The organism is Methylocystis sp. L43, assembly GCF_015709525.1.
Classification (GTDB): domain Bacteria; phylum Pseudomonadota; class Alphaproteobacteria; order Rhizobiales; family Beijerinckiaceae; genus Methylocystis.
Genome location: NZ_JADNRA010000017.1, coordinates 66,508 through 90,846, shown reverse-complemented (window position 1 = coordinate 90,846; position 24,339 = coordinate 66,508). Strand labels below are relative to the sequence as shown.

29 protein-coding genes and 1 tRNA gene are annotated in these 24,339 nt (G+C 63.2%); 16 read left to right on the top strand and 14 right to left on the bottom strand.

Translation table 11 applies throughout. From position 1 onward, the window contains the following. Together IYX23_RS03255 and IYX23_RS03250 are read right to left on the bottom strand one after the other, a co-directional pair. Positions 1–538: GTP-binding protein (locus IYX23_RS03255; RefSeq protein WP_196398821.1), on the bottom strand; the 538-nt coding region annotated here is incomplete at its 3' end. 72 nt (positions 539–610) lie between these two features. Then, positions 611–985, bottom strand: a complete 375-nt coding sequence (locus IYX23_RS03250; protein ID WP_196391956.1) for a hypothetical protein — start codon at positions 983–985, stop codon at positions 611–613. Between the two features lie 143 nt (positions 986–1,128). On the opposite strand from IYX23_RS03250, the gene IYX23_RS03245 reads away from it, so the two are divergent. Then, the gene (locus IYX23_RS03245) at positions 1,129–2,238 is read left to right on the top strand and encodes a DUF3611 family protein (RefSeq protein ID WP_196391957.1); all 1,110 of its coding nucleotides are present in this window, start codon (positions 1,129–1,131) and stop codon (positions 2,236–2,238) included. A 236-nt stretch (positions 2,239–2,474) separates the two neighbouring features. Here the strand turns inward: IYX23_RS03245 and pyrC are convergent, their stop codons facing one another. Further along, positions 2,475–3,776: a dihydroorotase gene (pyrC, locus tag IYX23_RS03240; RefSeq protein WP_196391958.1), complete on the bottom strand. Its 1,302-nt coding sequence runs from the start codon at positions 3,774–3,776 to the stop codon at positions 2,475–2,477. Between the two features lie 140 nt (positions 3,777–3,916). Here pyrC and IYX23_RS03235 point away from each other — a divergent pair, with 140 nt between their 5' ends. From IYX23_RS03235 to IYX23_RS03215, 5 genes are all read left to right on the top strand, one after another. Next, positions 3,917–5,026 carry an ATP-binding protein gene (locus IYX23_RS03235; RefSeq protein ID WP_210330459.1) on the top strand — a complete coding sequence of 370 codons (1,110 nt, stop codon included), beginning with the start codon at positions 3,917–3,919 and terminating at the stop codon, positions 5,024–5,026. Between the two features lie 188 nt (positions 5,027–5,214). After that, complete coding sequence (gene ftsE, locus IYX23_RS03230; RefSeq protein ID WP_196391959.1) at positions 5,215–5,877, top strand: cell division ATP-binding protein FtsE; 663 nt, start codon at positions 5,215–5,217, stop codon at positions 5,875–5,877. A 16-nt stretch (positions 5,878–5,893) separates the two neighbouring features. Next, positions 5,894–6,853, top strand: coding sequence for an ABC transporter permease (locus tag IYX23_RS03225; RefSeq protein ID WP_196392039.1), 960 nt, complete (start codon positions 5,894–5,896; stop codon positions 6,851–6,853). 145 nt (positions 6,854–6,998) lie between these two features. Continuing rightward, positions 6,999–7,652: a YdcF family protein gene (locus tag IYX23_RS03220; RefSeq protein WP_196391960.1), complete on the top strand. Its 654-nt coding sequence runs from the start codon at positions 6,999–7,001 to the stop codon at positions 7,650–7,652. Between the two features lie 65 nt (positions 7,653–7,717). Then, positions 7,718–8,506, top strand: a complete 789-nt coding sequence (locus IYX23_RS03215) for a lysophospholipid acyltransferase family protein (RefSeq protein ID WP_196391961.1) — start codon at positions 7,718–7,720, stop codon at positions 8,504–8,506. Positions 8,507–8,590: 84 nt separating this feature from the next. On the opposite strand, the gene IYX23_RS03210 is transcribed toward IYX23_RS03215, so the two are convergent. From IYX23_RS03210 to IYX23_RS03200, 3 genes are all read right to left on the bottom strand, one after another. Then, positions 8,591–8,845 carry a hypothetical protein gene (locus IYX23_RS03210; RefSeq protein ID WP_196391962.1) on the bottom strand — a complete coding sequence of 85 codons (255 nt, stop codon included), beginning with the start codon at positions 8,843–8,845 and terminating at the stop codon, positions 8,591–8,593. A gap of 79 nt (positions 8,846–8,924) precedes the next feature. Beyond that, complete coding sequence (thpR, locus tag IYX23_RS03205; RefSeq protein WP_196391963.1) at positions 8,925–9,494, bottom strand: RNA 2',3'-cyclic phosphodiesterase; 570 nt, start codon at positions 9,492–9,494, stop codon at positions 8,925–8,927. A 30-nt stretch (positions 9,495–9,524) separates the two neighbouring features. Continuing rightward, positions 9,525–10,133 carry an arylesterase gene (locus IYX23_RS03200; protein ID WP_246716442.1) on the bottom strand — a complete coding sequence of 203 codons (609 nt, stop codon included), beginning with the start codon at positions 10,131–10,133 and terminating at the stop codon, positions 9,525–9,527. A gap of 113 nt (positions 10,134–10,246) precedes the next feature. Between IYX23_RS03200 and IYX23_RS03195 the strand changes: the two genes are divergently transcribed. Both IYX23_RS03195 and IYX23_RS03190 read left to right on the top strand, forming a co-directional pair. Continuing rightward, positions 10,247–10,936 (top strand): ABC transporter ATP-binding protein, encoded by a 690-nt coding sequence (locus IYX23_RS03195; RefSeq protein ID WP_196391965.1) that lies wholly within the window; start codon positions 10,247–10,249, stop codon positions 10,934–10,936. Then, a complete protein-coding gene (locus tag IYX23_RS03190; RefSeq protein ID WP_196391966.1) occupies positions 10,933–13,488 on the top strand; it encodes an FtsX-like permease family protein in 2,556 nt (851 codons plus the stop codon). The genes IYX23_RS03195 and IYX23_RS03190 overlap by 4 nt, the downstream gene beginning before the upstream one ends. Before the next feature lie 22 nt (positions 13,489–13,510). Here IYX23_RS03190 and IYX23_RS03185 read toward each other — a convergent pair whose 3' ends face one another. Continuing rightward, positions 13,511–13,891 (bottom strand): copper resistance CopC family protein, encoded by a 381-nt coding sequence (locus tag IYX23_RS03185; RefSeq protein WP_196391967.1) that lies wholly within the window; start codon positions 13,889–13,891, stop codon positions 13,511–13,513. 258 nt (positions 13,892–14,149) lie between these two features. Between IYX23_RS03185 and IYX23_RS03180 the strand changes: the two genes are divergently transcribed. The 3 genes from IYX23_RS03180 (at position 14,150) to IYX23_RS03170 (ending at position 17,526) form a co-directional block, all read left to right on the top strand. Beyond that, positions 14,150–15,136 carry a DUF2232 domain-containing protein gene (locus tag IYX23_RS03180; RefSeq protein WP_196391968.1) on the top strand — a complete coding sequence of 329 codons (987 nt, stop codon included), beginning with the start codon at positions 14,150–14,152 and terminating at the stop codon, positions 15,134–15,136. Between the two features lie 52 nt (positions 15,137–15,188). Beyond that, positions 15,189–15,752, top strand: coding sequence for a 50S ribosomal protein L9 (rplI, locus tag IYX23_RS03175; protein WP_029651279.1), 564 nt, complete (start codon positions 15,189–15,191; stop codon positions 15,750–15,752). Between the two features lie 268 nt (positions 15,753–16,020). Beyond that, on the top strand, positions 16,021–17,526 hold the full coding sequence (locus IYX23_RS03170) for a replicative DNA helicase (RefSeq protein ID WP_196391969.1): 1,506 nt from the start codon (positions 16,021–16,023) through the stop codon (positions 17,524–17,526). Between the two features lie 47 nt (positions 17,527–17,573). Here IYX23_RS03170 and IYX23_RS03165 read toward each other — a convergent pair whose 3' ends face one another. The 6 genes from IYX23_RS03165 to IYX23_RS03140 all read right to left on the bottom strand — a co-directional run bounded on the left by IYX23_RS03165 (position 17,574) and on the right by IYX23_RS03140 (position 20,855). Beyond that, on the bottom strand, positions 17,574–18,053 hold the full coding sequence (locus IYX23_RS03165; RefSeq protein WP_196391970.1) for a PRC-barrel domain-containing protein: 480 nt from the start codon (positions 18,051–18,053) through the stop codon (positions 17,574–17,576). A 148-nt stretch (positions 18,054–18,201) separates the two neighbouring features. Next, a complete protein-coding gene (locus IYX23_RS03160) occupies positions 18,202–18,621 on the bottom strand; it encodes a PRC-barrel domain-containing protein (RefSeq protein WP_196391971.1) in 420 nt (139 codons plus the stop codon). Between the two features lie 73 nt (positions 18,622–18,694). Next, positions 18,695–19,111 (bottom strand): PRC-barrel domain-containing protein, encoded by a 417-nt coding sequence (locus tag IYX23_RS03155; protein WP_196391972.1) that lies wholly within the window; start codon positions 19,109–19,111, stop codon positions 18,695–18,697. A 48-nt stretch (positions 19,112–19,159) separates the two neighbouring features. Continuing rightward, positions 19,160–20,218 carry a MaoC family dehydratase gene (locus IYX23_RS03150; RefSeq protein ID WP_196391973.1) on the bottom strand — a complete coding sequence of 353 codons (1,059 nt, stop codon included), beginning with the start codon at positions 20,216–20,218 and terminating at the stop codon, positions 19,160–19,162. A 3-nt stretch (positions 20,219–20,221) separates the two neighbouring features. After that, positions 20,222–20,566, bottom strand: coding sequence for a DUF167 family protein (locus IYX23_RS03145; protein ID WP_196391974.1), 345 nt, complete (start codon positions 20,564–20,566; stop codon positions 20,222–20,224). Continuing rightward, on the bottom strand, positions 20,559–20,855 hold the full coding sequence (locus IYX23_RS03140) for a YggT family protein (RefSeq protein WP_026222972.1): 297 nt from the start codon (positions 20,853–20,855) through the stop codon (positions 20,559–20,561). The genes IYX23_RS03145 and IYX23_RS03140 overlap by 8 nt, the downstream gene beginning before the upstream one ends. A gap of 333 nt (positions 20,856–21,188) precedes the next feature. On the opposite strand from IYX23_RS03140, the gene IYX23_RS03135 reads away from it, so the two are divergent. The 5 genes from IYX23_RS03135 (at position 21,189) to IYX23_RS03115 (ending at position 24,025) form a co-directional block, all read left to right on the top strand. Further along, positions 21,189–21,264, top strand: a tRNA-Ala gene (locus IYX23_RS03135). A gap of 139 nt (positions 21,265–21,403) precedes the next feature. After that, on the top strand, positions 21,404–21,838 hold the full coding sequence (locus IYX23_RS03130; RefSeq protein ID WP_196391975.1) for a universal stress protein: 435 nt from the start codon (positions 21,404–21,406) through the stop codon (positions 21,836–21,838). Positions 21,839–21,979: 141 nt separating this feature from the next. Further along, a complete protein-coding gene (locus tag IYX23_RS03125) occupies positions 21,980–22,198 on the top strand; it encodes a hypothetical protein (RefSeq protein ID WP_246716441.1) in 219 nt (72 codons plus the stop codon). Positions 22,199–22,544: 346 nt separating this feature from the next. Next, on the top strand, positions 22,545–23,027 hold the full coding sequence (locus IYX23_RS03120) for an SH3 domain-containing protein (protein WP_196391976.1): 483 nt from the start codon (positions 22,545–22,547) through the stop codon (positions 23,025–23,027). A gap of 74 nt (positions 23,028–23,101) precedes the next feature. Further along, a complete protein-coding gene (locus IYX23_RS03115) occupies positions 23,102–24,025 on the top strand; it encodes an MBL fold metallo-hydrolase (protein ID WP_196391977.1) in 924 nt (307 codons plus the stop codon). Here IYX23_RS03115 and IYX23_RS03110 read toward each other — a convergent pair. After that, entirely contained in the window at positions 24,022–24,276 is a 255-nt protein-coding gene (locus tag IYX23_RS03110; protein WP_246716440.1) for a septum formation initiator family protein, read from the bottom strand. The two genes, IYX23_RS03115 and IYX23_RS03110, sit on opposite strands and share 4 nt — an antisense overlap. Positions 24,277–24,339: the final 63 nt, after the last annotated feature.

The following is a 24,339-nucleotide window of genomic DNA, read 5'->3' as shown; positions in this document are numbered from 1 at the left end:
CGAGCGCGCACAACGCCGAACCCTTGGTGATCGGAATGTCGTCGCCGGGGAACTCATACTTGCTGAGCAGCTCGCGCACTTCGAGCTCGACGAGCTCCAGAAGCTCCGGATCGTCGACCATGTCGACCTTGTTCAAGAACACGACGAGCGCCGGCACGCCGACCTGACGGGCGAGCAGAATGTGCTCGCGGGTCTGCGGCATCGGGCCGTCGGCGGCCGAGACCACCAGGATCGCGCCGTCCATCTGCGCCGCGCCGGTGATCATGTTCTTCACATAATCGGCGTGGCCGGGGCAATCGACATGCGCGTAATGGCGGTTCTTCGTCTCATATTCGACATGCGCCGTCGAAATCGTGATGCCGCGCGCCTTCTCTTCCGGCGCCTTGTCGATCTGATCATAGGCCGTAAAGGTCGCGCCGCCCGTCTCCGCCAGAACCTTGGTGATCGCCGCCGTCAAAGACGTCTTGCCATGGTCGACGTGCCCAATCGTCCCAATGTTGCAGTGCGGCTTCGTGCGTGAAAACTTTTCCTTGGCCATGATCCTCGTTCCGAGTGGTCACGAGCCCGTCGCTCGCGCGCGGCGAGGCTTTAAGGCTATTGGCGGAATTCTTCAAGGGGCGGAAAGCCTTCGGCGCGCAACAGACGTTTGAGCCAAACGACAGGTCACTTCCGTAATCACAGGCTTCGTTTCGCCCACCGTATTGACGTCGATCACGACGTCCTTGCGCTTCCAGCGAAAAATGCAATTGGCGTTCCCCGTTCCGGCGCAAGAGACTGTCTCGGGGCGGCCTTTGCAGCGAGGATCGCCTTTTTGACAGACGAATCCAGCCTCGGGCGCGTGAACAGGCTTCCAACCTCTTTTGAGAAGAACCTTGCGCGCCTTGGCATAAGGCTCATCCTTGGGAAAGCTCGGGACCTGCGCGAGCGCGCTCGAAGATAAGGACAGCGCGACAAAAACGACGGTTGCGGCGAAAAGCGCTCTCATAAATTCACTCCTAATTCTTTTTCCTCAAGAGTCGCCGAGGCGCCGAACGGCGCGACGCGGCCACGACTAAAGCGCTGCGCGTTGAAATCGCCGCCGCGCGCGCCAACTGGTTGTATGGCGGGGCGTAAATGCGGCTTTAAAAATTGCGCTACGATTTCTTCGACGATCCGGTCGATTGGGCGTTCGCCGCCCTCTTCGCCCTGCTCACCCTCGTCGCTTGGGGTTTGCGACTCTGGGAGCCGTCGATCGGCGGACCGCTCACAAATCTGGCGCTGAACTTCGCTGCGCTCGTCGTCGTTCTGCTCGCCGCTCAATATCTTTGGCGCGCCGGGTTTCCGAATTACCCTTTCGGCGTCGGCCTGGCCTGGAGGCGGTTCGCCGCCTATCCGCTGCGCCAGTTCGTCTATGCGGCCGCGGGCCTGCTTGTCGTCAGCGGCGGATTCGAAGCGATTTTCAGCGGCACTTCGTATGACGTCGTGGGGATCTCGGCCGGATCGCCGGGTCTGACGGATCCGGGCTTCGCCGAGGTCGCGCGCGCATTGAACCGGATCGCCAGCTTCGCGCTGCCGGCCGGATTGATCGCCTATCTCGGCTTCGTCGCGCTGGCCGGACCCGCGCGGCGCGCGACGTCAACGGCGCTTGTCGCCACCGCGCCGTCAAGGAGGGCATTGGCGATTTCGCCGGAATCGGTTCTGATTGGGCAGGATCTTGGCCGTCGCATCCGCCTCATGGGTTGGCTCGGATTTTGGCTGGATTTTATCCTGGCGTTCCTGACCGCCCCGCTCCTCGCCTTCGGCGCGGTCGGCCAATCCATCAGCTCCACCGTCTGGGTCAGCGATCCCATCCATTGGGGCTATTTTGGGCTGGGACTCTTATTCGCCTCACTGTTTCTGGATCTGTTTTCAACGATCGCCTCCGGCAGGCTGATGCGCGATCCCGCCAGCGTGCTCGGCGCCGACCAGTCCGCGGCGCTGTGGTTTTTGGGGGCCGGTTCACTCGTCAACGCGCTCGGCTCGGTGGTCTCGTTCATCGGCTCCGGCTTGAGCATCGCCCTGCTTGTCGCCAAAACCGTTTCCCAGCCGCCGGGAATCGCGATTACCGATCCGGACAGGATCGTGCGCGCGCTCGACGTCTTCATCTTAATGGCGAACTTTAACTTGCTACTTGCTCATTTCGTTGGGGTTGGAGCTGCAGTCTGGCTCAGTATGCAGGCGCTGAAAGCGCGACACAGATTCGCTGCCGCACTGGGATGAGGAGCTCAAGACCGGCAAAAAAAGGGTCTCGACGGAACCTCGGACGGTCGCCGCGGTTGAAGGCGAGCTGGGGATTCGACCGAGGAGAATGTCATGACTGATAGCTATGGCTGGTTCGTTCCCGCCTGGATCCTGGGCGCGCCGTTTCTGCTGATGATCGCGGAAGCCGTCCGGTCGTCGAGCCGACACGGCCGCTGACTCTGGCCGGCGACAAGCGCCAAGCGCTGTCGCGGCCTTTATTCCTCGTAGACGACTGTCCCCGCGACAACGGTCGTCCGAACGACGCCCTGCAATAACGCGCCGTCGAAAGGCGTGTTTTTGGATCGCGAGCGCAGCGTCGCGGGATCGACGACGAAGGGCGCGTCTGGGTCGAAGCGGATGATGTCCGCGGGGGCGCCTTTTTGGAGCCTGCCCTGCCGCAGCCCTAGAATTTCCGCCGGGCGCGTCGTCATCGCCTCGAGCAGGCGCGACAGCGTGACGTCGCCCGAATGCACGAGGCGAAGCCCCGCCGCCAGCATCGTTTCGACGCCGATCGCCCCATATTCGGCTTCGGCGAAAGGCAGCCGTTTGGTTTCGACGTCCTGCGGATCGTGGTCGGACACAATGACGTCGATCAGTCCTTCCCCGAGCGCGCGAACCAGCGCCTTGCGTTCATCCTCATGGCGTAGCGGCGGCCTGAGCTTGAGGAAGGTGCGATAGTCGCCGATGTCGTTCTCATTCAGCGTCAGATGATTGATCGAGGTCCCGCAGGTGACGACCAGGCCCTCGTCCTTGGCTCGGCGCAACGCGTCCAGCGACAGCGTCGTCGTCACGATCGCCGCGTGATAGCGGGCGCCGGTCAGCGCGACCAGCCGCAAGTCGCGGTCCAGCATGATCGCCTCTGCTTCGCGCGGCGCGCCGGCGAGGCCGAGCCGATGCGCAAATTCGCCTTCGTTCATGACGCCGACGGAAAGGTCGGGGTCTTCGGCGAAATGAATGACGAGCGCATCAAAATCGCGCGCATAGGTGAGCGCCCGTCGCATGACGAGCGCGCTTCGGACGGAGCGCGCGCCGTCGCAGAAAGCGACCGCGCCGGCCTGTTGCAGCAGGCCCAGCTCGGCGATTTCCCTGCCCTCGCGGCCGCGGGTCAGCGCCGCCATCGGCGCGACGCGCACGCGCCCGGTGTCGCGCGCGCGGCGCAGAACGAAATCGACGACGGCGGGATCGTCGACGGGCGGCGCCGTCGCCGCGGTTGACACGATTGTCGTCACGCCGCCCGCCGCAGCCGCGAAAGTCGCGCTGGCGATGGTTTCGCGATGCTCCGCCCCCGGCTCGCCGACAAAGGCCTGCATGTCGATGAGGCCCGGCGCGACGACGTCGCCGGCGCAATCGATGACCCGCGCGCCTTCGGGAGCGTCGCCCTGGCGAACGGATTCGCCGACCTCGGCGACGAGTCCGTCGAGCGTCACGAGACCGCCGCGCATGTCGCGACCCGAACCCGGATCGACCAGCCGTGCGTTGAGAAAGAACAGCGGCGCTGGGGCTTGTGTCGGCGACATGGCGTCTGCTTAGGCCATTTCTCGGCGGTTGAAAATGCGCCTGGGACGGGGGTATGGGGTTGAACTCGTCTCACCAGCGCCTAGCTACCGCGAGTTGGGGCTGCGAGCGGCGCGTGCCGGGCGCCCCCGGGGGAAAACGTATGCGTTCCCTCAGCCTTCGAGACTCCCCACTTGCGCCAAACGTAGCGGAAGGCGAAGAACGCCCTGATCTGCCCGCGATCTTGAACGCCGCCTTCGATGGAATCATTGCGCTCGACGAGCACGGCGTGGTGCGCTCGATCAGCGCGGAAGCGGCCTCGCTTTTTGGCTATGCGCCTGGCGACATTGTTGGGCAGGATTTCGGCATGCTGACGCCAGAGGCGACCCAGCGCCACCGCGACTATCTGCGGCGGGGAACGCCAAGCATTCGCCGACAGATCGAAGGCTTGCGCGAAGACGGCTCGGTTTTTCCCGTGGAGCTCGTCGTCAGCGAAGTCGCCTGCGACGGGGAGCGGCTTTTCATCGCTTTGATCCGCGATCTCAGCTCCAGGCGCCGCTTCGAGCAGGGGGGTCAGGAACTTCAGGCGAATCGACTTGAGTTGATTGAGAATATGGCGACCGGATTGGCGCATGAGCTCAAGCAGCCATTGACGGCGATCGGCGCCTATCTCAATTTCGCGCGTCGGCATTTGAACGAAAAAGACCTCTCGATCGAGAAGGTCGAGGAGATGTTGGACAACGCCGATGCGCAAGTCTTCCGCGTCGCTGAAATTATGGACAATCTGCGCCAGTTCATCGCGCGCGGCGAGACCTCAAAAGCTCCCCAAAATCTGAACGCCGTCATCCGAACCGCCTGCGAGTTCACCGATGCGCTCGCCAAAGAACACCATGTCCAAACCGCAATCGACCTCGAAGCGTCGCCGGACACGGTTGTGATTAACAAAGTTCAGATTCAGCAGGTCGTCGTCAATCTTAAGCGTAACGCCGTCGAAGCGATGCAGAACTGCGAGCGACGCGAGATGAGGGTGTCGACTCGCCTGATTGAAGGCAATCTCATTCGCGCCGATGTCACCGACACCGGCCCAGGATTGCCAGAGGAGATCAAAGACAGGCTCTTCGAGCAGTTCACGACGACGAAGCCGCACGGTCTGGGGGTCGGCCTTTCCATTTCGCGCTCGATCATCGAAGCGCATAATGGGAAGATTTGGGCGGAGCCCAACCCCGGGGGCGGAACCATCTTCAGCTTCGTATTGCCTCTGGAAGGTCGCTGACGGGTCAGGCGGGTGATGGCGATCGGCGGCGCAAAGCGCCGTCGCATGCAGAAGTTCCAAGACAAGAGATCGTTGAGAGTGATGATGGCTAAGCAGGGCTGAACTGCTATTGTCGCGACTCGCGCATCCGTCCCGAGCGTCATTCGAACCCCCGCCGTTGGGGCCATCTTTGGGGAGAAGACGGCGTCGTGTTGACCTTTGAGAATGTCGGTTTGCGCTATGGCGTCGGCGCCGAAACGCTCCGAGACGTGAATTTCCAGATCGCACCGCGTTCTTTTCAGTTCCTGACCGGTCCGTCAGGCGCAGGCAAGACCACCTTAATGCGATTGATCATTATGGCGCTGCGGCCGACGCGCGGGTTGATCAATATCTTCGGCAAGGACACGGCGGCGCTCAGCAATGAGGACGTCGCCGAGACGCGCCGCAAAATCGGGGTCGTCTTCCAGGACTTCCGCCTTCTGGATCATCTAACGCTCTACGAAAACGTCGCCCTGCCCTTGCGCGTGCTCGGGCGCGAAGAGTCGACCTATCGCGCCGAGGTGATCGAACTGTTGCGCTGGGTGGGTCTTGGCGAACGCGCGCATGCCTTCCCAACGGTCCTTTCGGGCGGCGAGAAGCAGCGCGCGGCGATCGCCCGCGCGCTGATTTCGCAACCCAAACTGCTACTTGCCGACGAACCGACGGGCAATGTCGACCCGACGCTCGCGCGCCGGATCCTGCGCCTCTTCATCGAACTCCACAGATCCGGAACGGCCGTCATCATCGCCACTCATGACTTAAGCCTCATGGATCAGTATGAAGATGCGCGGCGTCTTGTGCTTGCCGACGGCCGGCTTCACATCTTCGAATGAGCAGACGATGGCCCTGATGCGATTTTGGTCCTCGATTCGCCCGGCCGCGTCTGACGTCGATGAAGACGCCGAAGAGATTCCGGCGCCAAGCGCGCTGGTCCCCGCCGACTCCGTCGTTGGCCGCTCGCTCGTCATTGTCATTGCGATCATGACGTTCCTCGCCGCGCTCGCCGCTAACGTCGCCATTCTGGTCGCCGATGCGAGCGTCGAATGGCGCAGCGACGTCGCGCGCGAAGCGACCGTCCAGGTGCGTCCGGTCCCCGGCCGTAACGTCGAGGCCGACGTTAAGGACGCGGCGGAGGCGATGCGGCGAACGCCCGGCGTGCGGGAGGCCCGAATCTACGCCAAGTCGGAATCTGAGGCGCTGCTGACGCCATGGCTTGGCGAGGGGCTGGATCTCTCTGAACTGCCCACGCCGCGCATGATCGTGCTGAAGCTCGACGCCGAAAATCGGACGGATCTCGACAAGTTGCGCATCGAGCTCGAGCGCGCCGTTCCTAACGCCGTCCTCGACGATCATCATGTCTTTATCGAGCGTCTCGGCGATATGGCGCGCGCAGCCGTGGCCATAGCCGCGCTCATCTTCGTTTTAATCCTCGCGGCGATGGCCGTCGCCGTGGCCTCAGCCACCCGCGCCGCGGTGGCGACAAACCGCGAGATTGTGGAAGTGCTCCATATCGTCGGCGCCGCCGACTCGTTCATCGCGCGAGAATTTCAGCATCGATTCATGGCCCTGGGATTACGCGGCGCGCTGATCGGCGGCGGCGGCGCGATCGCCTTTTTCGCCCTGGCGCAGTTCGTGGCGCAGCGGTGGCGTGCGACCGGCGGCGGCGATCAGATGGAGGCCATGTTCGGCGATTTCACAATCGGCCCGAGCGGCTTCGTCGTCATCTTTCTACTCGCGGGCGGCGTCGCCGCGCTGACCGGCTATCTCTCGCAGTTCATTGTGCTGCGCCACCTGCAGCGGCTCGGTTAAGCGCATTCGCCCAAATCGGCGCCCGATAACATCGGCGCAGAAATACCCCTATAGTCGTGTCAGAATCGCGCCTCGCGCGTTCTGGTCTGGAAGCATGGGCGAAGGACTCCACGATTGACGACCCCCGCACGCCAGGGAGTAAAGAATGGGTAGCGCCGTCCGCAAGGCCGCCTGCGCGATTCTCGCCGGCGGCGCCTTTCTCGCCGCGGCGCTCCTGTTGGGTTTTGTCGGCTTCGCGCTGTCGCTGCCGCGAGAGGAGTTCTCCATTCCGGTGCAGGCGGAAGGCGTGGTCGCGCTGACCGGCGGCTCGGATCGCGTGCTCGACGCGGCGACCCTTCTCGCCAGCGGGCAGGCGCGACGCATGCTGATCACCGGCGTCAATCCCTCTACTCGCAGCTCCTTGCTCGCGAAAATACTGCCTATGTCGCGTGAACTCTTCGATTGCTGCGTCGACCTCGGTTATGAGGCGCTCGACACCGCCGGCAACGCCAAAGAGACGCGCGATTGGGCGCGCGAGCACAACATCACCCGCACGCTCATCGTGGTGACGTCGAACTATCATATGCCGCGTGCGCTGGTCGAGATCTCAGCCGCCCTGCCGAATGTCGAACTCTATCCCTTTCCGGTGGTCAGCGAACATATCGACGTCGCCGACTGGATCAGCGATCTGCGCGTCGCTCGATTTGTCGGCAAGGAATATGTGAAATACGTCGGATCGCTGCTGCGCACCAAGCTTTTCAGGGGATACGAGGAGTCGGAGCCTCCCCCGCAGCTTCGCCACAGCGTCGCATCTGAGTGAGAACTTGTTCCAGCGCCTCTTGGCGCCGTAAAAGCGCGCCACGCTCCTTCGCCCAGATCTCGCCCATGCTCCTCCTGCGCTCCTTCATTTTCCAGATCATGTTCTTCTTGAACATGTTCGCGCTCATGATCGTCTGGCTGCCGGGCCTGATGATGCGGCGCCAGATCAACCAGGAGCTTGGACGCACCTGGGGGCGCACGACGCTCTGGCTGCTCGACAAAATCTGCGACGCGAAGATCGACTGGCGAGGTCTCGAGAATATCCCCAAAGGGGCGGTGATCGTCGCCTGCAAACATCAGTCGATCTGGGAAACCTTCGTTCTGCCGATCAGGTTTCCCGACTTCAGCTATATTTTGAAGCACGAACTGATCTGGCTGCCTTTTTTCGGCTGGTACCTATTGGCGGCCGAGCAGATCGCCATCGATCGCGCCAAGGGCGGCAAGCTGCTTCCGCAGCTGATCGCCAAATCGAAAAAGATTTTCGCGCAGGGACGGCAGCTCTTCATTTTTCCAGAAGGCACGCGTCGCCCGGCCGGCGCGCCGCCGCAATATAAATTCGGCATCGCGCATCTTTACGCGGCGACCGAAACGCCGGTGTTGCCCGTGGCGGTGAATTCCGGGCTGTTTTGGCCGCGCCGCTCGTTCCTTATCCGGCCGGGAACCGTCGTGATCGAGTTCCTGCCCCTGATCGCGCCCGGCATGGAGCCGCGCGCTTTTTTTGAGAAGCTCTCGACGGAGATCGAGGCCGCGTCCGATCGATTGATCGTCGAAGCGCTGGCGAAAGACCCTTCCCTGGTGGAAATCGTCGAGAAGGGCCGTGCAAACGACAAACGTATGGCGCCGGCGCAGGAATGAAGGACGCCGTATCCTCCGGCCGAACTAAAGAGTGTCCTGTTCAAGGTTGAGATGCTGCTCGACCCGCCGAAGACGCGCTTCAAGTTAGCTGATAAGGACGCCGTGGCCGATCACGGACGTATGATATTCGATCACCGCTCGGCGCAATCCGACAATCTGCTCGCTTAAATCCTTGCGGGTTGCGTCGACTTTGGCGTCGAGCGACATCAGATCCGAGGCGACATCGGCGCGCAAGGAGCGCGACTCAGAAGCTATCTCCGCCAAGTCATTCTTGGTGGCCATTTCCGCGCGCATGTCGCGAAGCAGCTGCAGGATCAGACTTTCGGGCGCCTCGGCCAAAATCAGCTACCTTTCGTTAGCGAACATATTAAGCGGTTCTTTTAAGCTCCCGCAATTATTTACCCGTTTCTGCGCGCCCTCAACCTCGCGCCGTGCCTGTCAGCGCTTGCGGCGCCACAAGCAGCGGATATTCCGCCTCGACGATGTAGGGGCCGCCCCCCACGGAATCGCGCGACGAATAGAGCACGAAGCGCTCCGCCGTGAAGCGCAGCGGCGGGAAATAGCCGCGCGCGCCGAGATAGGCGGCGACGGCGCCGGCGCTGGCGCCGCGCAGACGCGCGAGCGTCACATGCGGGATGAATTTGCGCGGCTCGGGCGGCGCGCCGAGCCGGCGCAACAGCCGCTCCTGTTCCGCCTGCATGTCCATGAGGGTCGGCTCTGGCCGCGCGCGCGCCACGATGGCGCGAGGCTTGTCGCCGCCAAAGGACGTCAGCTGGTCGAACGTGACGGTGACTTCCGGACGGCGGATGAAGGAGAGCGCATTCGCGACGTCCCGCGCGAAGGCGTCGTCGACGTCGCCGATGAAGCGCAAGGTGACATGATAATTCTCAACGTCGATCCAGCGGCCGCCGGGGATTCCGCCGCGCAGGCGCGCGAGGCTTTCGGCGATTGATCGGGGAATCTCCAGGGCCGTAAACAGTCTGGGCATGCCATCCTCCCCAAGCGGGATCGCGCAGCCTCATTGCGCGCGCGAGGTCCTACGCGCCCCCATGGAAACGAGCGTTCTTTCAACATAGGGCGCGATTTTTTTGACGATTTTCGCCACGCCGGCGGCGTTGGGATGAATGCCGTCCGAGATGAGGAGCGCGGGCGAGCCCCAGACGCCTTCCAAGATAAAGGGCACAAGCGGCACCTCATGTTTGGCGGCAAGATCCGGATAAACCGAATCGAATTCCTTCTTGTAAGCTTGCCCGTGATTCGCGCTTGAGACCATCGCCGTCAGCACCGGGCGAACGCCTTTCTGCCTTAACGTCGCAAGAATCCGATCGAGATTGGCGCGCGTTATTTTCGGATCATGCCCGTTCAGCATGTCATTCGCGCCGAGTTCCACAACGGCGATGTCGAAAGGCCCGGCGCCAAGGGTATAGTCGAGGCGCGCGAGCCCTGTCGTCGTCGTGTCGCCCGAAACGCCCCCTTGGACGACCTCGACATTATATCCGTCCTCGCTGAGCCGTCTCTTGAGCTGCGCCGGAAGCGAATCTTCTGCGCCGATGCCGGGCCCCGCCGTCAGGCTGTCGCCAAAGGCGAGGATGCGCACGGGTTCGGCGCGCGCGGATGTAAGCGCCATGGTCAACAGGGCCAAGGACGCGAGAGCCGCGGCTTGGAGAGAACGGCGGAAAGCGCAATAAGGCGACTGGACTGCGGGCGTCGAATGCGGCGCATCATTCAAGGTTTTGCTCCGTGCTGCGACAAGTCATCGAAGTTGAAGGCGTCGATCTCACGCTCGGCGAAGGCGCCGCCCGCGTGCATGTGCTCAAGACTGTCAGCCTGAGCGTAGCGCAAGGCGAAACTGTCGCTCTTCTGGGACCGTCCGGCTCGGGCAAATCGACTTTGCTCATGACCCTCGCCGGACTGGAGCGACCCGACGCCGGAAGCGTCAGGATTGACGGGCGCGATCTTGGCGCCCTTTCGGAAGACGCGCTCGCGCGTTTCCGCGGAGAAAACATAGGGATCGTTTTCCAGTCTTTCCAGCTGATCCCCACCATGACGGCGCTGGAGAATGTCGCCATTCCACTGGAACTCGCCGGGAAATCAGACGCTTTCGCGCGCGCCGAGGCCGAGCTTGCGGCGGTCGGGCTCGCTGAGCGCCTGGCCCACTATCCAGCTCAGCTGTCGGGAGGCGAGCAGCAGAGGGTGGCGCTCGCCCGGGCGCTCGCGCCCGACCCGCTGATTCTCGCGGCCGACGAGCCCACCGGCAATCTCGATTCGGAAACCGGGGCCGCGGTGATTGAACTCATGTTCGCGCAACAACGCCGCCGCGGCGCGACGCTCGTGCTCGTCACCCATGATGCGGCGCTCGCCGCACGCTGCAGCCGGCGTGTTCTGCTGCGCTCGGGCCGCATCGAGGCGAGCGAGCGGGCGCCGTCATGAAGCCGATGCGCTTCGTCGCCCTGCCCTTCGCATTGCGCTTCGCCCTGCGCGACCTGCTCGGCGACCCGCGCGGCTTTGGGGTCTTCATCGCCTGCATCGTCATCGGCGTCGCCGCGATCTCCGGCGTCTCCGGCCTTTCCCGCTCGCTGGCGCAGGGGCTCGCACGGGAGGGCCGAACCATATTGGGCGGCGACGCCTCCTTCAGCCTCGTCTCGCGAGAATTTTCGCCCGAGCAACGCGCCTTCTTCGAGGCGCGCGGCCGGCTTTCCGAAATTTCGCTGATGCGGGCGATGGCCCGGCGCGACGACGGCGAGGCCGCGCTGGTGGAGATCAAAGCCGTCGATCCCGCGACCTACCCAACTTTCGGCGCGGTATCGCTCGATCCCGACATGTCTTTGACCGAGGCGCTGGAGGTACGAGAGGGGCTGCCGGGGGTCGCGGTCGATCCGATGCTGCTCGCGCGCCTCGACGCCAAGCTCGGCGACACGGTGATGATCGGCGTTTCGCGCTTTTCGCTGCGCGCGATTCTGCGCAGCGAACCCGACAAGCTCGCGGGCGGAATTGGCTTTGGACCGCGCATCATGATGACGCGCGCCGCGCTCTCAGGCGCGGAACTGGCGACGCCGGGCTCGATCGTCCGGCATGTCATCCGCGTCACGCTTCGCGAGGGCGCCGACGCCGACCTCAAGGCGTTCGCCGCCGCCGCCGCGAACGCCTTTCCGCAAGCCGGATGGGAGTCGCGCACGCGGGACGCCGTCTCGCCGCAGTTCTCACGCAATCTCGACCGGTTCGCCCAGCTGCTCACCCTCGTCGCGCTCACCGCCCTCGTCGCCGGCGGCGCCGGCGTCGCGAACGCCGTGCAGGGCTTTGTCGAGCGCAAGCGCGCGCAATTCGCGATTTTGAAGGCGCTCGGCGCCGAGGGCTCTCGGGTCTTCAGAATCGCCCTCGCCGAGGTTCTGGCGGCGGCGTCTTTGGCCATCCTGCTGGGGCTCGTCGCCGGCGCGGCGATTCCCTGGGGCGCGGCGCAAGCGCTGCGCGATCTCGCCGATCTCCCCGTATCGGCGTCGCTCGACGCGCAAGGCGCGCTCTATGGCGCTCTGTACGGGCTGCTCGTCGTCCTCGTTTTCGCGCTTGTTCCCCTCGGCCGCGCGCATGAAATTCCCGTAGCGGCGCTGCTGCGCGACGACCAGCGGGGCGCGACGCTCGCACGCTACCGCGCAGGCGCATCGGCGGCGGCGATTGCGCTGGCAGCCCTCGTCATGGCGACGTCCTTTGACGTGAAGCTCGGCGCGACCTATGTCGCCGCCGCTGTCGCGGCCTTCGCCCTGCTGCGCGGCGCGGCATGGGTCGCCATGCGGCTGGCCCGCAGCCTTCCGCGTTTGCGTGACGCGCGGCTGCGGTTCGCGCTCGCCAACATCTGGCGGCCGAAAAGCCTGACGCCGGCGCTGATGATCTCGATCGGCCTGACGCAAACCCTGCTCATTTCGCTCGCGCTGGTGGAAGGCGCGATTCACAACGAGTTGGCGCGGGCCGACGCGGGAGAGATTCCCAATTTCTTCTTCATTGACGTGCCGAAGGCGCAAACTGAGGGCTTTGTTGATTTCCTCTCTGCCGAGGCGCCCGGCGCCCGCATCGAACATGTGCCGATGATGCGGGGGCGCATCGTCGCCGTGAAAGACGCGCCGGTCGAGAAGATCGCCGTGGCCGACGACGCCAAATGGGCGCTCGACGGCGACCGCGGCGTAACGTTTTCCGCTGCGCTTCCGGCGAACTCCGCGCTTGCCGAAGGCGAATGGTGGCCGGCGAATTACGTCGGCCCGCCGCTCGTATCGCTGGAGCAGAAGGTCGCCGAAGGATTGGGTCTGAGCGTTGGCGACTCGATTCGGGTCAATGTGCTCGGCAGGGAGATAACAGCGAAGGTCGCCAATCTGCGCCGGGTGGATTGGCGCAGTTACGCCATCAATTTCATCATGGTGTTTTCGCCCAATGTTTTTGCCGGCGCGCCCTATACCGAACTCTTCACCGTGGCCTACGGCGCGCCATCGGTCGCGGCGCGCGACGCGAAGGACGCGCAGCTCGCGCGGGAGGCGGCGAAACGTTTTCCGAGCATCGTGTCAGTTCGCGTCAAGGATGCGCTGGCGGCGATCGACAAGATTGCCGGACAGTTGGCGTTGGCCGCGCGCGCCGCGGCGGGACTCGCCATTGTCACGGCGGTGCTGGCGCTCGCGAGCGCGCTTGCGAGCGCCCAGCGCGCAAGGTTGCACGACTCGGTGGTGTTGAAGACGCTCGGCGCGACCCGGACCTGGCTGGCCACAGCCTACGCGTTGGAATTTGCGCTGGTCGGTCTCGCCGCATCCCTGATTGCGGTCGCAGCCGGATCCGGCGCCGCCTACGCCATGACCACGATCCTGATGAAGATCGATTTCGCCTTCCTGCCCTGGACCGTGACGCTTATCTCGCTCGCGACTCTCGCCGTCACCACCGCCCTCGGCCTCGCCGGCGTCTGGCGGGCGCTCTCCGGACGTCCCGGTCCGGAGTTACGCCAGCCTTAGTCTGTCAACTTTTCCGCGACGCTCAGGCCGAAAGGGACGGCTCGACGATAAAGGGAAAAGCGCCCTCGACGATCGCGCCGTCCGTCGCCAGCACACGGTAGTCGACCTCATAAAGTCCGGGCTGCAGCACCGGCGTGTCGAGGATCAACTCTTTGGAGGCTTGTTTCTGGGTCGCTTTCGCGATCACCAGGCCGTTTCTGCTCTTGAGCGTGATCGTTGAGATGACGGCGTCAGCCTTCCCTTCAAACACCAGTTTAATTTGACGCACGGGCTTAACGACCCGCTGTCTCGATGCAGGGAACGACTCGACGAGGAACTGATGGTGAGCCAGCCCGGCCGTCACGGAGCAAAAGCTCAGCCCCGAGGCGAGGACCGCCGCCCAAGCGTAACTTATTAGCTTCATTGTCGTTCTCCTGGCAGCGCACCGACGCCCGCCTAGATGTCTGGAGAATTAACTTTCCCTCGCGCGATTTGTTCGAGCGCGAGCGCACGCAAAAGGCGCGGCGGGACGACAAGAAATTTGTCCGAAATTCGCCAACGGCTGCGCCGCCTTGCCCTTTGGGCTGCGACCTCCTAAAACGCTGGAGCGTCGACGGCCCGCCGGGCGGCGCCTTTCGCGTCATGCGCCAAATGCGCGACACGCCGTCAGCGGAACCCAATCTTGTCCGACAAGAACGCCCTCTCTTGGCCGAATTTCGCCGTGTCGATTCTCGGCGGCGTCGCGGCGGCCGTGATCTTCGCCGTCGTCGCGCGCGGCGGCTTCGGCGGGCTCCTCTTGGCGCATCTTGCGCCCCTGCCGATCATGATCGTGGCCTTCGCCTTTGGCCTGATCCACGGGGCGACGGCGGCGATACTGGCGTCGATCATCCTGGCCTTCTGGCCGCATCCGGTGATCGGCATGGGATATGCGCTGCTGATCGCGGCGCCCGCGTGGTCCGCTGTCTATGCGGCGCTCGGCGCGCCCCGCGGCGGCCGTAACAGGCTGACTCGCAATCTGCCGGGCTGGGCGGCGCTCGCGCCAGCGATCTTTCTGGCGAGCGCGATCATTCTTTGGCTGATTGTCGCCACTCTCGCCTTCGGATCGCTTGACGAAGCGCTGAATCCGATCCGGGCGCGCGCCTTCATCCTGCTCGACATTATGGTGAAGGAGCGCGACCTTGGCGATAGCATTGACCCGACGACGCTGTCCGGGTCGGTCGCGCGCGCCGTCCCCGCCTTCCTCGCCGGCTACGGCCTGCTGATCCATGTCATCAATTTGTGGCTCGCCGCAAGGATTGCGCAAGCTTCCAAGCTGCTCAGCCGCCCTTGGCCGGACATCGCCAATGAATTCCGCCTGCCCAAGCCGGTGGGCGGCCTCTTTCTGAGCGGAATCGCGCTGATCTTCTTCCACGGCCTCGCCGGCGCGATTGGATTGGTGCTGGCGACGACCATGGGGTTGCTGCTTGCGTTTCAAGGGCTCGCCGTCGCGCATATCTACCTGCGCGGTTCGCGCTCCAGCGCCCTGGTGCTGGCGATCATCTATTTCACCCTCGGATTTTTGGGGTGGCCCCTCCTGTTTTTCGCCGCGCTCGGCGTCGCCGACCTGATCTTCAACTATCGCGTCCGAAAGACGGACGCCGGGCCCACCGCGATGCAAAAACCGGATTGACTTTCGCCCGGTTTTTCTCGACATAGCCCGCAATCTCGGAGAAGTAGCAAAGATGGACGTCATTCTGCTGGAACGCGTGGCCAAGCTCGGCCAGATGGGCGAGACCGTGCGCGTGCGCGACGGCTACGCCCGCAATTTCCTGCTGGCGCGCGGCAAGGCGCTGCGCGCGACGGAAAACAACAAGAAGCATTTCGAGACCCAGCGGGCGCAGATCGAGGCGCGCAATCTCGAGGCTAAGAAAGAAGCCGAAGCCGTCGCCGAAAAGCTCAACGGACAAAGCTTCAACATCATTCGCCAGGCGGGCGAGAGCGGCCAGCTCTATGGCTCGGTTTCGGCGCGAGATATCGCCGAGGCGGCGACCGCGGGGGGCTTCTCGGTCAATCGCGATCAGATCGTCCTGGTGCACCCCATCAAAACGCTCGGCCTTCATCAGACGCCAGTGCATTTGCATCCGGAAGTCGATGTGAAGATCACGATCAACGTGGCCCGTTCGGAAGAAGAGGCCGAGCGGCAGGCGCGCGGCGAAAGCGCTACGATCCGGGAAGAGACGTCGATGGACGATCTCGGCCTCGAGGTCGGCGCGGCTCTGGCGGAAGCCGGCGACGTCGAGATGTAAGCTCCCGTAGGCGCGCATGCATCCATCGCCGGCGGCCTTTCGGCCGCCGGTTTCGTTTTCCCGGGCCCCCGCTCCGATTCTCTGTCAATGCAAGAGGAGTCGGACGCGCGCGGAACGAATCTTTTTCACCATGTGGATAAGACTCGCTTCTCGCCGCGGCGGACAAAAGGCTCTGGCGGCGCCGATCCGTTAATGTATGGTTAACGGCGTCTCAGGCTCGCGCGTCGCGTTCGCAGCCCGGAACAGTCTCAAACAAGTCCGATCACCGATGCCACCAATCGAACAGTTGGCGGGCCGGCGCGCGTTTCAGGTCGCGCAGCCGGACGCGCCTGCCTATCGCGCGCCGCCGCACAATATCGAGGCCGAGCAAGCGCTGCTTGGCGCGATTCTCGTCAACAATGACGCTTTCGACAGGGTCTCGGACTTCCTGAAGCCCGAGCATTTTTCCGAGGACTTGCACCGACGCATCTATGAAATCGCGGCGCAGCTCATTCGCGCCGGCAAGCTCGCGACCGTCGTGACGCTGAAGACGTTTCTCGCCGACATCGAGCTTCCGGCCGGCGTGACGATCCAGGCCTATCTTGCCCGACTCGCCGCCGAGGCGACGACGATCATCAACGCCGAAGACTATGGCCGCACCGTTCATGATCTCGCGGTTCGCCGGGATCTCATCGTCATCGGGCAGGACATCGTCAACACGGCCTATGATTCGCCGATCGATTCGCCGCCGCGCGCGCAGATCGAAGAAGCCGAACGGCAGCTCTATTCGATCGCCGAGACCGGACGCTATGACGGCGGCTTTCAGCGATTTGCCGAAGCGCTCACTACGGCGCTCGACATGGCGAGCAGCGCCTATATGCGCGACGGGCATCTGTCCGGCGTCGCCACGGGCCTCCTCGATCTCGACGAAAAGATGGGCGGTCTGCAAAAATCCGATCTCATCATCGTCGCCGGGCGACCGGGCATGGGCAAGACCGCTCTCGCCACGAACATCGCCTTCAATGTTGCGCGCGCCTATCAATTCGAAGCTGAGCCCGACGGAACGCAGAAGACGATCAACGGCGGCATCGTCGGCTTCTTTTCTTTGGAAATGTCGGCCGAGCAATTGGCGACGCGCGTCATCGCCGAGCAATCCGGCGTGCCAAGTTACAAGATCCGGCGCGGCGACATCAATGAGGATGATTTTCGCCGCATCGCCGACGCCGCACGGGAGATGCAGAGCATTCCCTTCTACATCGATCAGAGCGGCGGCATTTCGATCGCGCAGCTCACCGCACGGGCGCGGCGCCTCAAGCGCCAGAAAGGCCTGGACCTGCTCGTCGTGGACTATCTGCAACTGCTCGCGGGTTCGCGTTCCCGCAATGAAAATCGCGTGCAGGAACTCACCGAAATCACGACCGGCCTCAAGGCGCTTTCCAAAGAACTCAATGTGCCGATCATCGCGCTGTCGCAGCTCTCCCGCCAGGTGGAGAACCGCGACGACAAGCGGCCGCAGCTGTCCGATCTGCGCGAGTCAGGCTCGATCGAGCAGGACGCCGACGTCGTCATCTTCGTCTACCGAGAAGAATATTATCTGCGCAATCGCGAGCCGCGCGAAGGCACCGAAGAACACATTCAATGGATGGCGGAGATGGAGCGCGCACATGGACGCGCCGAAGCAATCATCGGCAAGCAGCGTCATGGTCCGACAGGGACAGTGCAGCTCGCCTTCGAGGCTGAGGTGACGCGCTTCTCCAATCTTGCGGACGAGGACAAGCTGCCGGCGCGTATGTGAGAAAGCCCCGCCGCAGAGCGGCGAGGCTTAGCGTTGGGCGGCGGCGGTTACTTGCTGCCGAGGGTCCAAAGACCCTTGTTCTTATCGAAGCGGAAGCCCGTCGCGTTCTTCAGCTCATCCTTGGTGGCGTTCACCGTCAACCACCATTTGTTGTTGCGCTCAGTAGCCTGGAGATCGCTGAAAGCGACGGCGACGTCCTTCTCGCCCATGCCGAGAAAGCCGCCGACCGAGATGATCGCCGCGCTGACCTTGCCGCCGCGATCCACAACAAGATCCTTGACTTCGCCGAGCTTATTTTCCTGAGGATCGTAGACGTTTTGATTGTGAATGTTCGAAACGAGCAGGGCGTTCTGCGGAAGCGTGGTCAGAAATTGCGGCTGCGCGCCGGTCGTCCCCGTGGTCGAACGGTCCATCGCGCCGGTCGTGGAGCGATCCGTGGCGCCGGCCGGGCGATTCATCTGTTCGGCCAAAGCCGCGCCTGACAGCGTCGCGATAAGCGCGCCCGCGAAGAGGTAGGACTTGAGCATGGCTGTCTCCGTGCATGATTGTTAGCCACAACGAACGGCGTTCGTGTGTGTGCCTAGAACAAGCATCGAAGATCGATGTTCCAAGCTTCGCGGCAGATATCCGAACAGACGAGAGTCCGCCGCGCGCGTTTGGAAACAGTTCAGCCGATCAAATCGGGTCCCACAAACCGGTGGCTTTGTCGAACTTATACGCGAGAGCCTTCTTCAGCAGGTCCTTCGTCGTATTGAGCGTCAGCCAGCTCTTGTTGTTTTTCTGAGTGATGGTGATCGCGGACACGGGAATCGCAATATGCTTGACCCCGAGGCCGAGAAAACCGCCGACGTTCAGCATCACGGCGTTTATGGAGCCGTCAGCGGAAAACAGCATGTCGGCGATCGCGCCGAGCTTCTTTTCATTGGGATCATAGACCGGCTGCTTGTACCACGCGGAGACCACCGAACCGTATACCGGCAGCCTTTCGAGCGGCACGACGACAACGGTTTCGGTTTGGGCATTCTGGGCGCCGGCCGGTAGCGGCGCAAAAGCGGCAAGACCGAGCGAGACGGTGACGAGGACGCGTTTCAGCATAGAAAAAATCCTTCTTGAAAGAGCGGCGGCCGGACTGCGCGCGGCCGCGCGAAACTCTTATGGCGCGCCCTTGCTACTTCACCTTCCAGGCGTGTTCGGCCGCATCATATTTGTAGCCGGTCGCCTTCTTCACGATGTCCTTCGTCGTATTGATGGTCAGCCACGTCTTGTTGTTCTTTTCTGTGACCGTGATGTCGTTGGCCGGAATGGCGACGTGCTTCGCGCCGATGCCGAGAAAGCCGCCGACGTCGAGCATGACGGCGTTGATCTCGCCGCCTGAAAACAGCATGTCGGTGATCACGCCGACCTTCTTATCGTTCAAATCGTAGACTGGCTTTTTGTACCAAGCGGAAACCAGCGAGCCATAACGCGGCAACGCTTCCATAGGCACGACGATCTTGCTGTCCGGCGCGGCGGTTTCCGCGCGGACAGGATGAGCGACCGCGACGGCCATGCAGAATGAGAGCGCAACAAGCAAAGTTCTGTTCATTTGACCAATCCCCCAACATTCCTGACACGACCGCGCATCATAGCTGATTCATCGCGGCAACACGCCCCAATAATCAAGATCAAGCAGCACCGCCGGATCGGGCTTGCCGTCGGCGCCGTAGAGCGGAAAATCGGCGCAAGGCTTGTCCTTGGTTGCGACGAGCCGCAGGCGCAACGCGCCGATATCCTGACGGCCGGGGATCTCCGCCTTCTCCAGAACCTCCGACCAGGCGAAGACCGTGCCCCCAGCGAACAGCGGATTGACGTGACGTCCGCCGTTCACCGCCGAGATATGGAAGACGTTCTCCAGGCCGTTGAAGGACAGCGCCCGGGCGAGGGAAATCACATGGCCGCCGTAGATGATGCGCTTGCCGAAACGGCCCTGCGCCTCATAGTACTGATTAAAATGAACTTTCGAGTTGTTCTGGTAGAGCCGGGTCGCGAGTTGATGCTCCGCCTCCTCGACCGTCATGCCGTCGATATGGTCGATTTTCTCGCCCTGGTCGTAATCCCCCCAAAAATAGCGGGAGCCGGCGAGCGCCTTGTCATAGGCGCCGACATTGATCGCCGGCGCCGCCTTGCCAAGTTCGGAAGGGGCGACGGACTTCGGCAGATCGGGCACGATCTCCGGTCCCACGTGGGCGTCCCTGTCGCGCTTTTTCACCATTACCCAGCGCGCATAGCTCAGCACGGTCTCGCCGCGCTGATTGGCGCCTGTCGTGCGCACATAGACGACGCCGGTTTCCTTGTTGGAATTTTCCTTCAGGCCGATGACTTCCGAGGTCGCCGACAGCGTGTCGCCGGGATAGACGGGGATCAGAAATTTGAAATCGGCGTAGCCGAGATTGGCGATCGCGTTGAGCGAGACGTCGGGCACGGTCTTACCGAGCACGAGATGAAAGACGAGCAGATCGTCGATCGGCGCGCGCTCATAGCCGATCGCCTGCGCAAAGGCGGTCGAGGACTGCACGGCGAAGCGCGGCAAATACAGGGCCGTATACAGCGCGACCTCGCCGACCGTGACCGTCCGCGGCGCCGCGTGGCGAATGACCTGGCCGATTTTAAAGTCTTCAAAAAAATTGCCGACATTGATCTTCGACTTGCTCATGTCCTAACCGCTTGTTGGCGCCAGCTTCGCCAGCGCATCGAGATAGAGCGCGGGCGCGCCCGCAACGAAAACTGTTTTGACGCGGCTGGTCGCGCCGGCGCGGATCGAAACCGCGCTTTTAGGGGTTCTTAGCGTCGAGGCGATCAGCGCGATCAGCGCCGTATTCGCTCGGCCGTTCTCCGGCGCGGCGCGCACCCGCGCCTTCAGGACGCTGCGGCCGTCGGCGAGAGTCTCCACGCCTTCGACGGCGTCGCGTCCGCCTTTCGGCGTCAGCCGCACGTAAACGGCGACGCCTCCCGATTCGATCGCCCAGGCGGAGGATGCTTTCTCCGCGCCTCCTTCACCCAAGCGCGTAGGCGCCGGCGCTGTTGGCGATGAGATCGCGCAGGAACTGCATGAGCAGCAGCAGGATGAGCGGCGAGATGTCTAATCCGCCGACGCTGGGCAGCACTGAGCGGATCGGACCCAGCAGCGGCTCGGTCATGGCGTTCAGCCATTTCCAGATCGAATAGGCGACATTCGAGCGCATATTGATGACGTCGAAGGCCGTGAGCCAGGACACGACCACCGTGGCGAGCAGAATCCACCAGTAAATATCGATGATCGTGAGAAGAAGTTTGACCATAGCGTAGGACATGACCGGCTTCCAGCGGATGAGGTTCCGCCCTGTCTAGCCTCCCTGCCCCGCCGCGGCAATCCTTAGCGGGCCCCTCCCCCGAAGCCTGCCCCGCTACAGTCCCGGCAGGAGCCGGTAGTCGAGCAGCGCCGTCCAGCCGAGACCGCCGACCGGCAACAGCAGCGCGCGAATGGGCGGCTGCGGGGACAGCGGCACGAATGAGCCTTGGCGCAAGCCAAAAATGATGATGAACCAGACGATACAAGAAATCGCGATGGCAAGCGTTTGGCGGCGCGCCGGCGCGCCAAGCCAATTGACAGGATATCGCCCCCCGTGTACCCCACGCGCCGGAACGGGGCTGTAGCTCAGATGGGAGAGCGCTGCAATCGCACTGCAGAGGTCCGGGGTTCGATTCCCCGCAGCTCCACCAGCCGCTCAACGCCCTGCGAAGGGCTCGCTCTTGCCGCACAAGGCCGTCGTAAGCCGCGAGGCGCACGGTGCTCGGCCTCCTCATTGTTTCGAGCAGGTCCCGCGCCATATCCGGTGAGAGAATCTCCCGGAGCGCGCCGATGTATCGCAAAATTCTGCTGCCGATCGATATCACCGAACCGGAGATGACCGACCGGGCGATCTCCGTCGCACAGGAATTGGCGAAGGCCTTTGACAGCGAGATGCGCGTCGTCAACGTGCAATCGCTCCTGCCCATCTCATTTCTCGACTACGTGCCTGAAAATTTCACCGTTCAGGTGCGTCGCGGCTTGGAGAAGGAAATAGCGGCGATCGCCGCCAAGATTGACTGCGCGCCGGAACGCGTGTCCACGACGCTGCTGTTTGGTCCGGTCTATCAGAAAGTCTTGGCCGAGGCCGAGGAATGGGGCGCCGATCTCATCGTGCTGTGCTCGCATCGGCCGGGCATGGACCGTTTTCTCATCGGCTCCAACGCAACGACCATCGTCAATCACGCGCAATGCTCGGTTCTGGTGGTGCGCGGGCTCGTATCCTAAGGCCCTACGACATTGGTTCCGAAACGCCGCAACGCCCGCGCGTGTGAACCTAAAGTGGCGCCCGGGTGACGCGGCCTTCACGAAACTCTCATCACGCTCTCACATGACTTTGCTACCGACGCGTCGATGCGGCGATCAGTGATGTCTCGCGAGGATGCCATGTCGAAAGAGGCGATGCAGAACGCCGGCGATTCGGCGACGGAAAAACCTGAGAGCAACACCGGCAAGATCGTCGGCGGCGCGATCGCCGCGGCGATCGGCGGCGTGATCGGCGCGCTGCTGATGGGCAGTTACGCCATCCTGCCGGCGGCGGTCGTCGTCGGCCTGCTTGGCGTGGCGCTGGGCGCGGTTTTCGACTGAGTAGAGTTTCGCGCCGGGCGTCGCGCACACGCGCGTCCGGCTCGGGAGCGTGCGTTTCGAGTTCGCGCGTGAGAAACTTAGCGGCTGAGTCTTCCTTAACCGGCAGGCGAAGCCGCTTCTTTTTTGCCTCGCCATGATCTTTTGCCCCGCCCCCGAGCGCGATCGATAACTCTAATGGAATTTGGTCGGCGCGCGGCTCGGCCTTTCGCTTTGCTAAAGCCAGGCGTAGGAATATGAATGGTTTTAAGAGGATTGCGGCCTTGAGCGGAACCGTTTCGCTCGGGTTTCGTTAATCCTCCGAACGGGGCCTAGATTAAGGGCCCAGTTTTCATCTGGGAGGATAGAGATGAAGAAAATTATCGGATTCGCTACAGCGGCTGCCGTCCTGTTCGGCGCTTCCGCTTTCGCCAGCCCCCTGACCAGCGCCGTGAACGTCCGATCCGGCCCCAGCCCGAAGTGGCCCGTCGTCGCCCAGCTGCCAGCCGGCGTTGACGTCACGGTGCTCGATTGTGGCGGCGGCTGGAAACGCGACTGGTGCCAGATTCAGGCTGGGAACGTGAAAGGCTTCGTCGCCGCGGGCGTGCTCGGCACGCAGGGAAATAACGTCGACATCGCGCCGGTGACCACCAACAACGACGTCGCCATCTACAAAGGCCCGGGCGTCAACTACAAGATCATCGGCAGCATCCCCGAGAACACGACGGTCAACATCGGCGGCTGCGTTCTTGGCTGGGGCGAGACGACTTGGTGCAAGGTGAATTACGGCGGAAAAAAAGGCTACGCCGTGCAATCCGAGCTGCAGCGCCAGAACTCTCTTTTCCCGATGTAATCTGCGGGCGCGGCGCGGGAGCGTCCCACCGCCGCGCCGCTCTTTCGAGCGCGCCTCCGACGCCTTATGATGCCGTGCGGCCCCTCGGCCGCGATGAGGGCGCCGTCATTCAAGCCGGAACATACACAGCCGTTTCGGCGCGCGTCTCGGCGCTGACGCGACGCGCGCTCGCGCCAAATCCCAGTCCGTTCACCTACACCGGAACATGCAGCTACCTCGTCGGAAACGGCGATGTGGCGATCATCGATCCCGGACCTGACGACCCGCGTCATGTCGGGGCGCTGCTTGCAAGCATCGGCGGCGAAAGACTGCGTTACGTGCTGGTGACCCATACGCATCGCGACCACTCGCCGGCGGCGCGCGCCTTGAAGCAGGCGACGGGCGCAATAATCGCCGGCTGCGCTCCCTACGCGCCCAGCGAGTCACGATCTATCGGCGCCCCCAATCTCGACGCCGCCCACGATCCGACCTACGCGCCGGATATCGTGCTGAGAGACGGCGATACGCTCGAAATCGGCGACGCTTCGCTTGTGGCCCTGGCGACGCCGGGTCACACGGCGAACCATCTCTGCTTCGCGCTCGCCAAGGAGCAGGCGCTCTTCACCGGCGATCATGTGATGGCCTGGGCGACAACCGTGATCGCGCCGCCGGACGGCTCCATGGGCGCCTATATGGCGTCGCTCGAGCGGCTGCGCGGGCGCAGTGACCGCATCTATTGGCCGGGGCACGGCGAACCGGTGCACGATCCCCCGCGTTTTCTGCGCGCCTTGCTTCATCACCGGCGGGCGCGCGAGGCCGCCATTCTTCAGCGTCTCGAATCGGGCGACGAAACGCTCGCCGATATCGTCGCGCACATCTACGAGGGCGTCGACAAACGTCTCCACGTCGCGGCGGCGATGACCGCCCTCGCCCATCTCGAAGATCTGATCTCACGTGGCATTGTCGACTGCGCCGGACAACCCGGCTTGCAGGCGCGTTTCTCGCCGCGCCGAGGTTAGGGCGCGCCCGGCAAAAAGATCACGACGTCATTCTTGTGCACGCGTCCCAGCCGCTTGCGCGCCTCCTCGTCGAGGATGTCGGCGTCAACCGTCTCACCTTTGATAAGAGCCAGGCGGCTTTCCCAGTGCATGCGTTGAAGCTTGAGCAAATTGCGCTCCAGACGCAGCTGATCGAGCTTCTGCTCGTATTCTTCACCGATCTTCAGCCCGCGCTGACCGTTAACGCCGTGCCAGATGAAATAGGCGGCCATCACGCCAGCCACTGTGTAGAGGCTAAGCGGGAGGACGAGCGTATGAATCAGGACTCTGAGCCG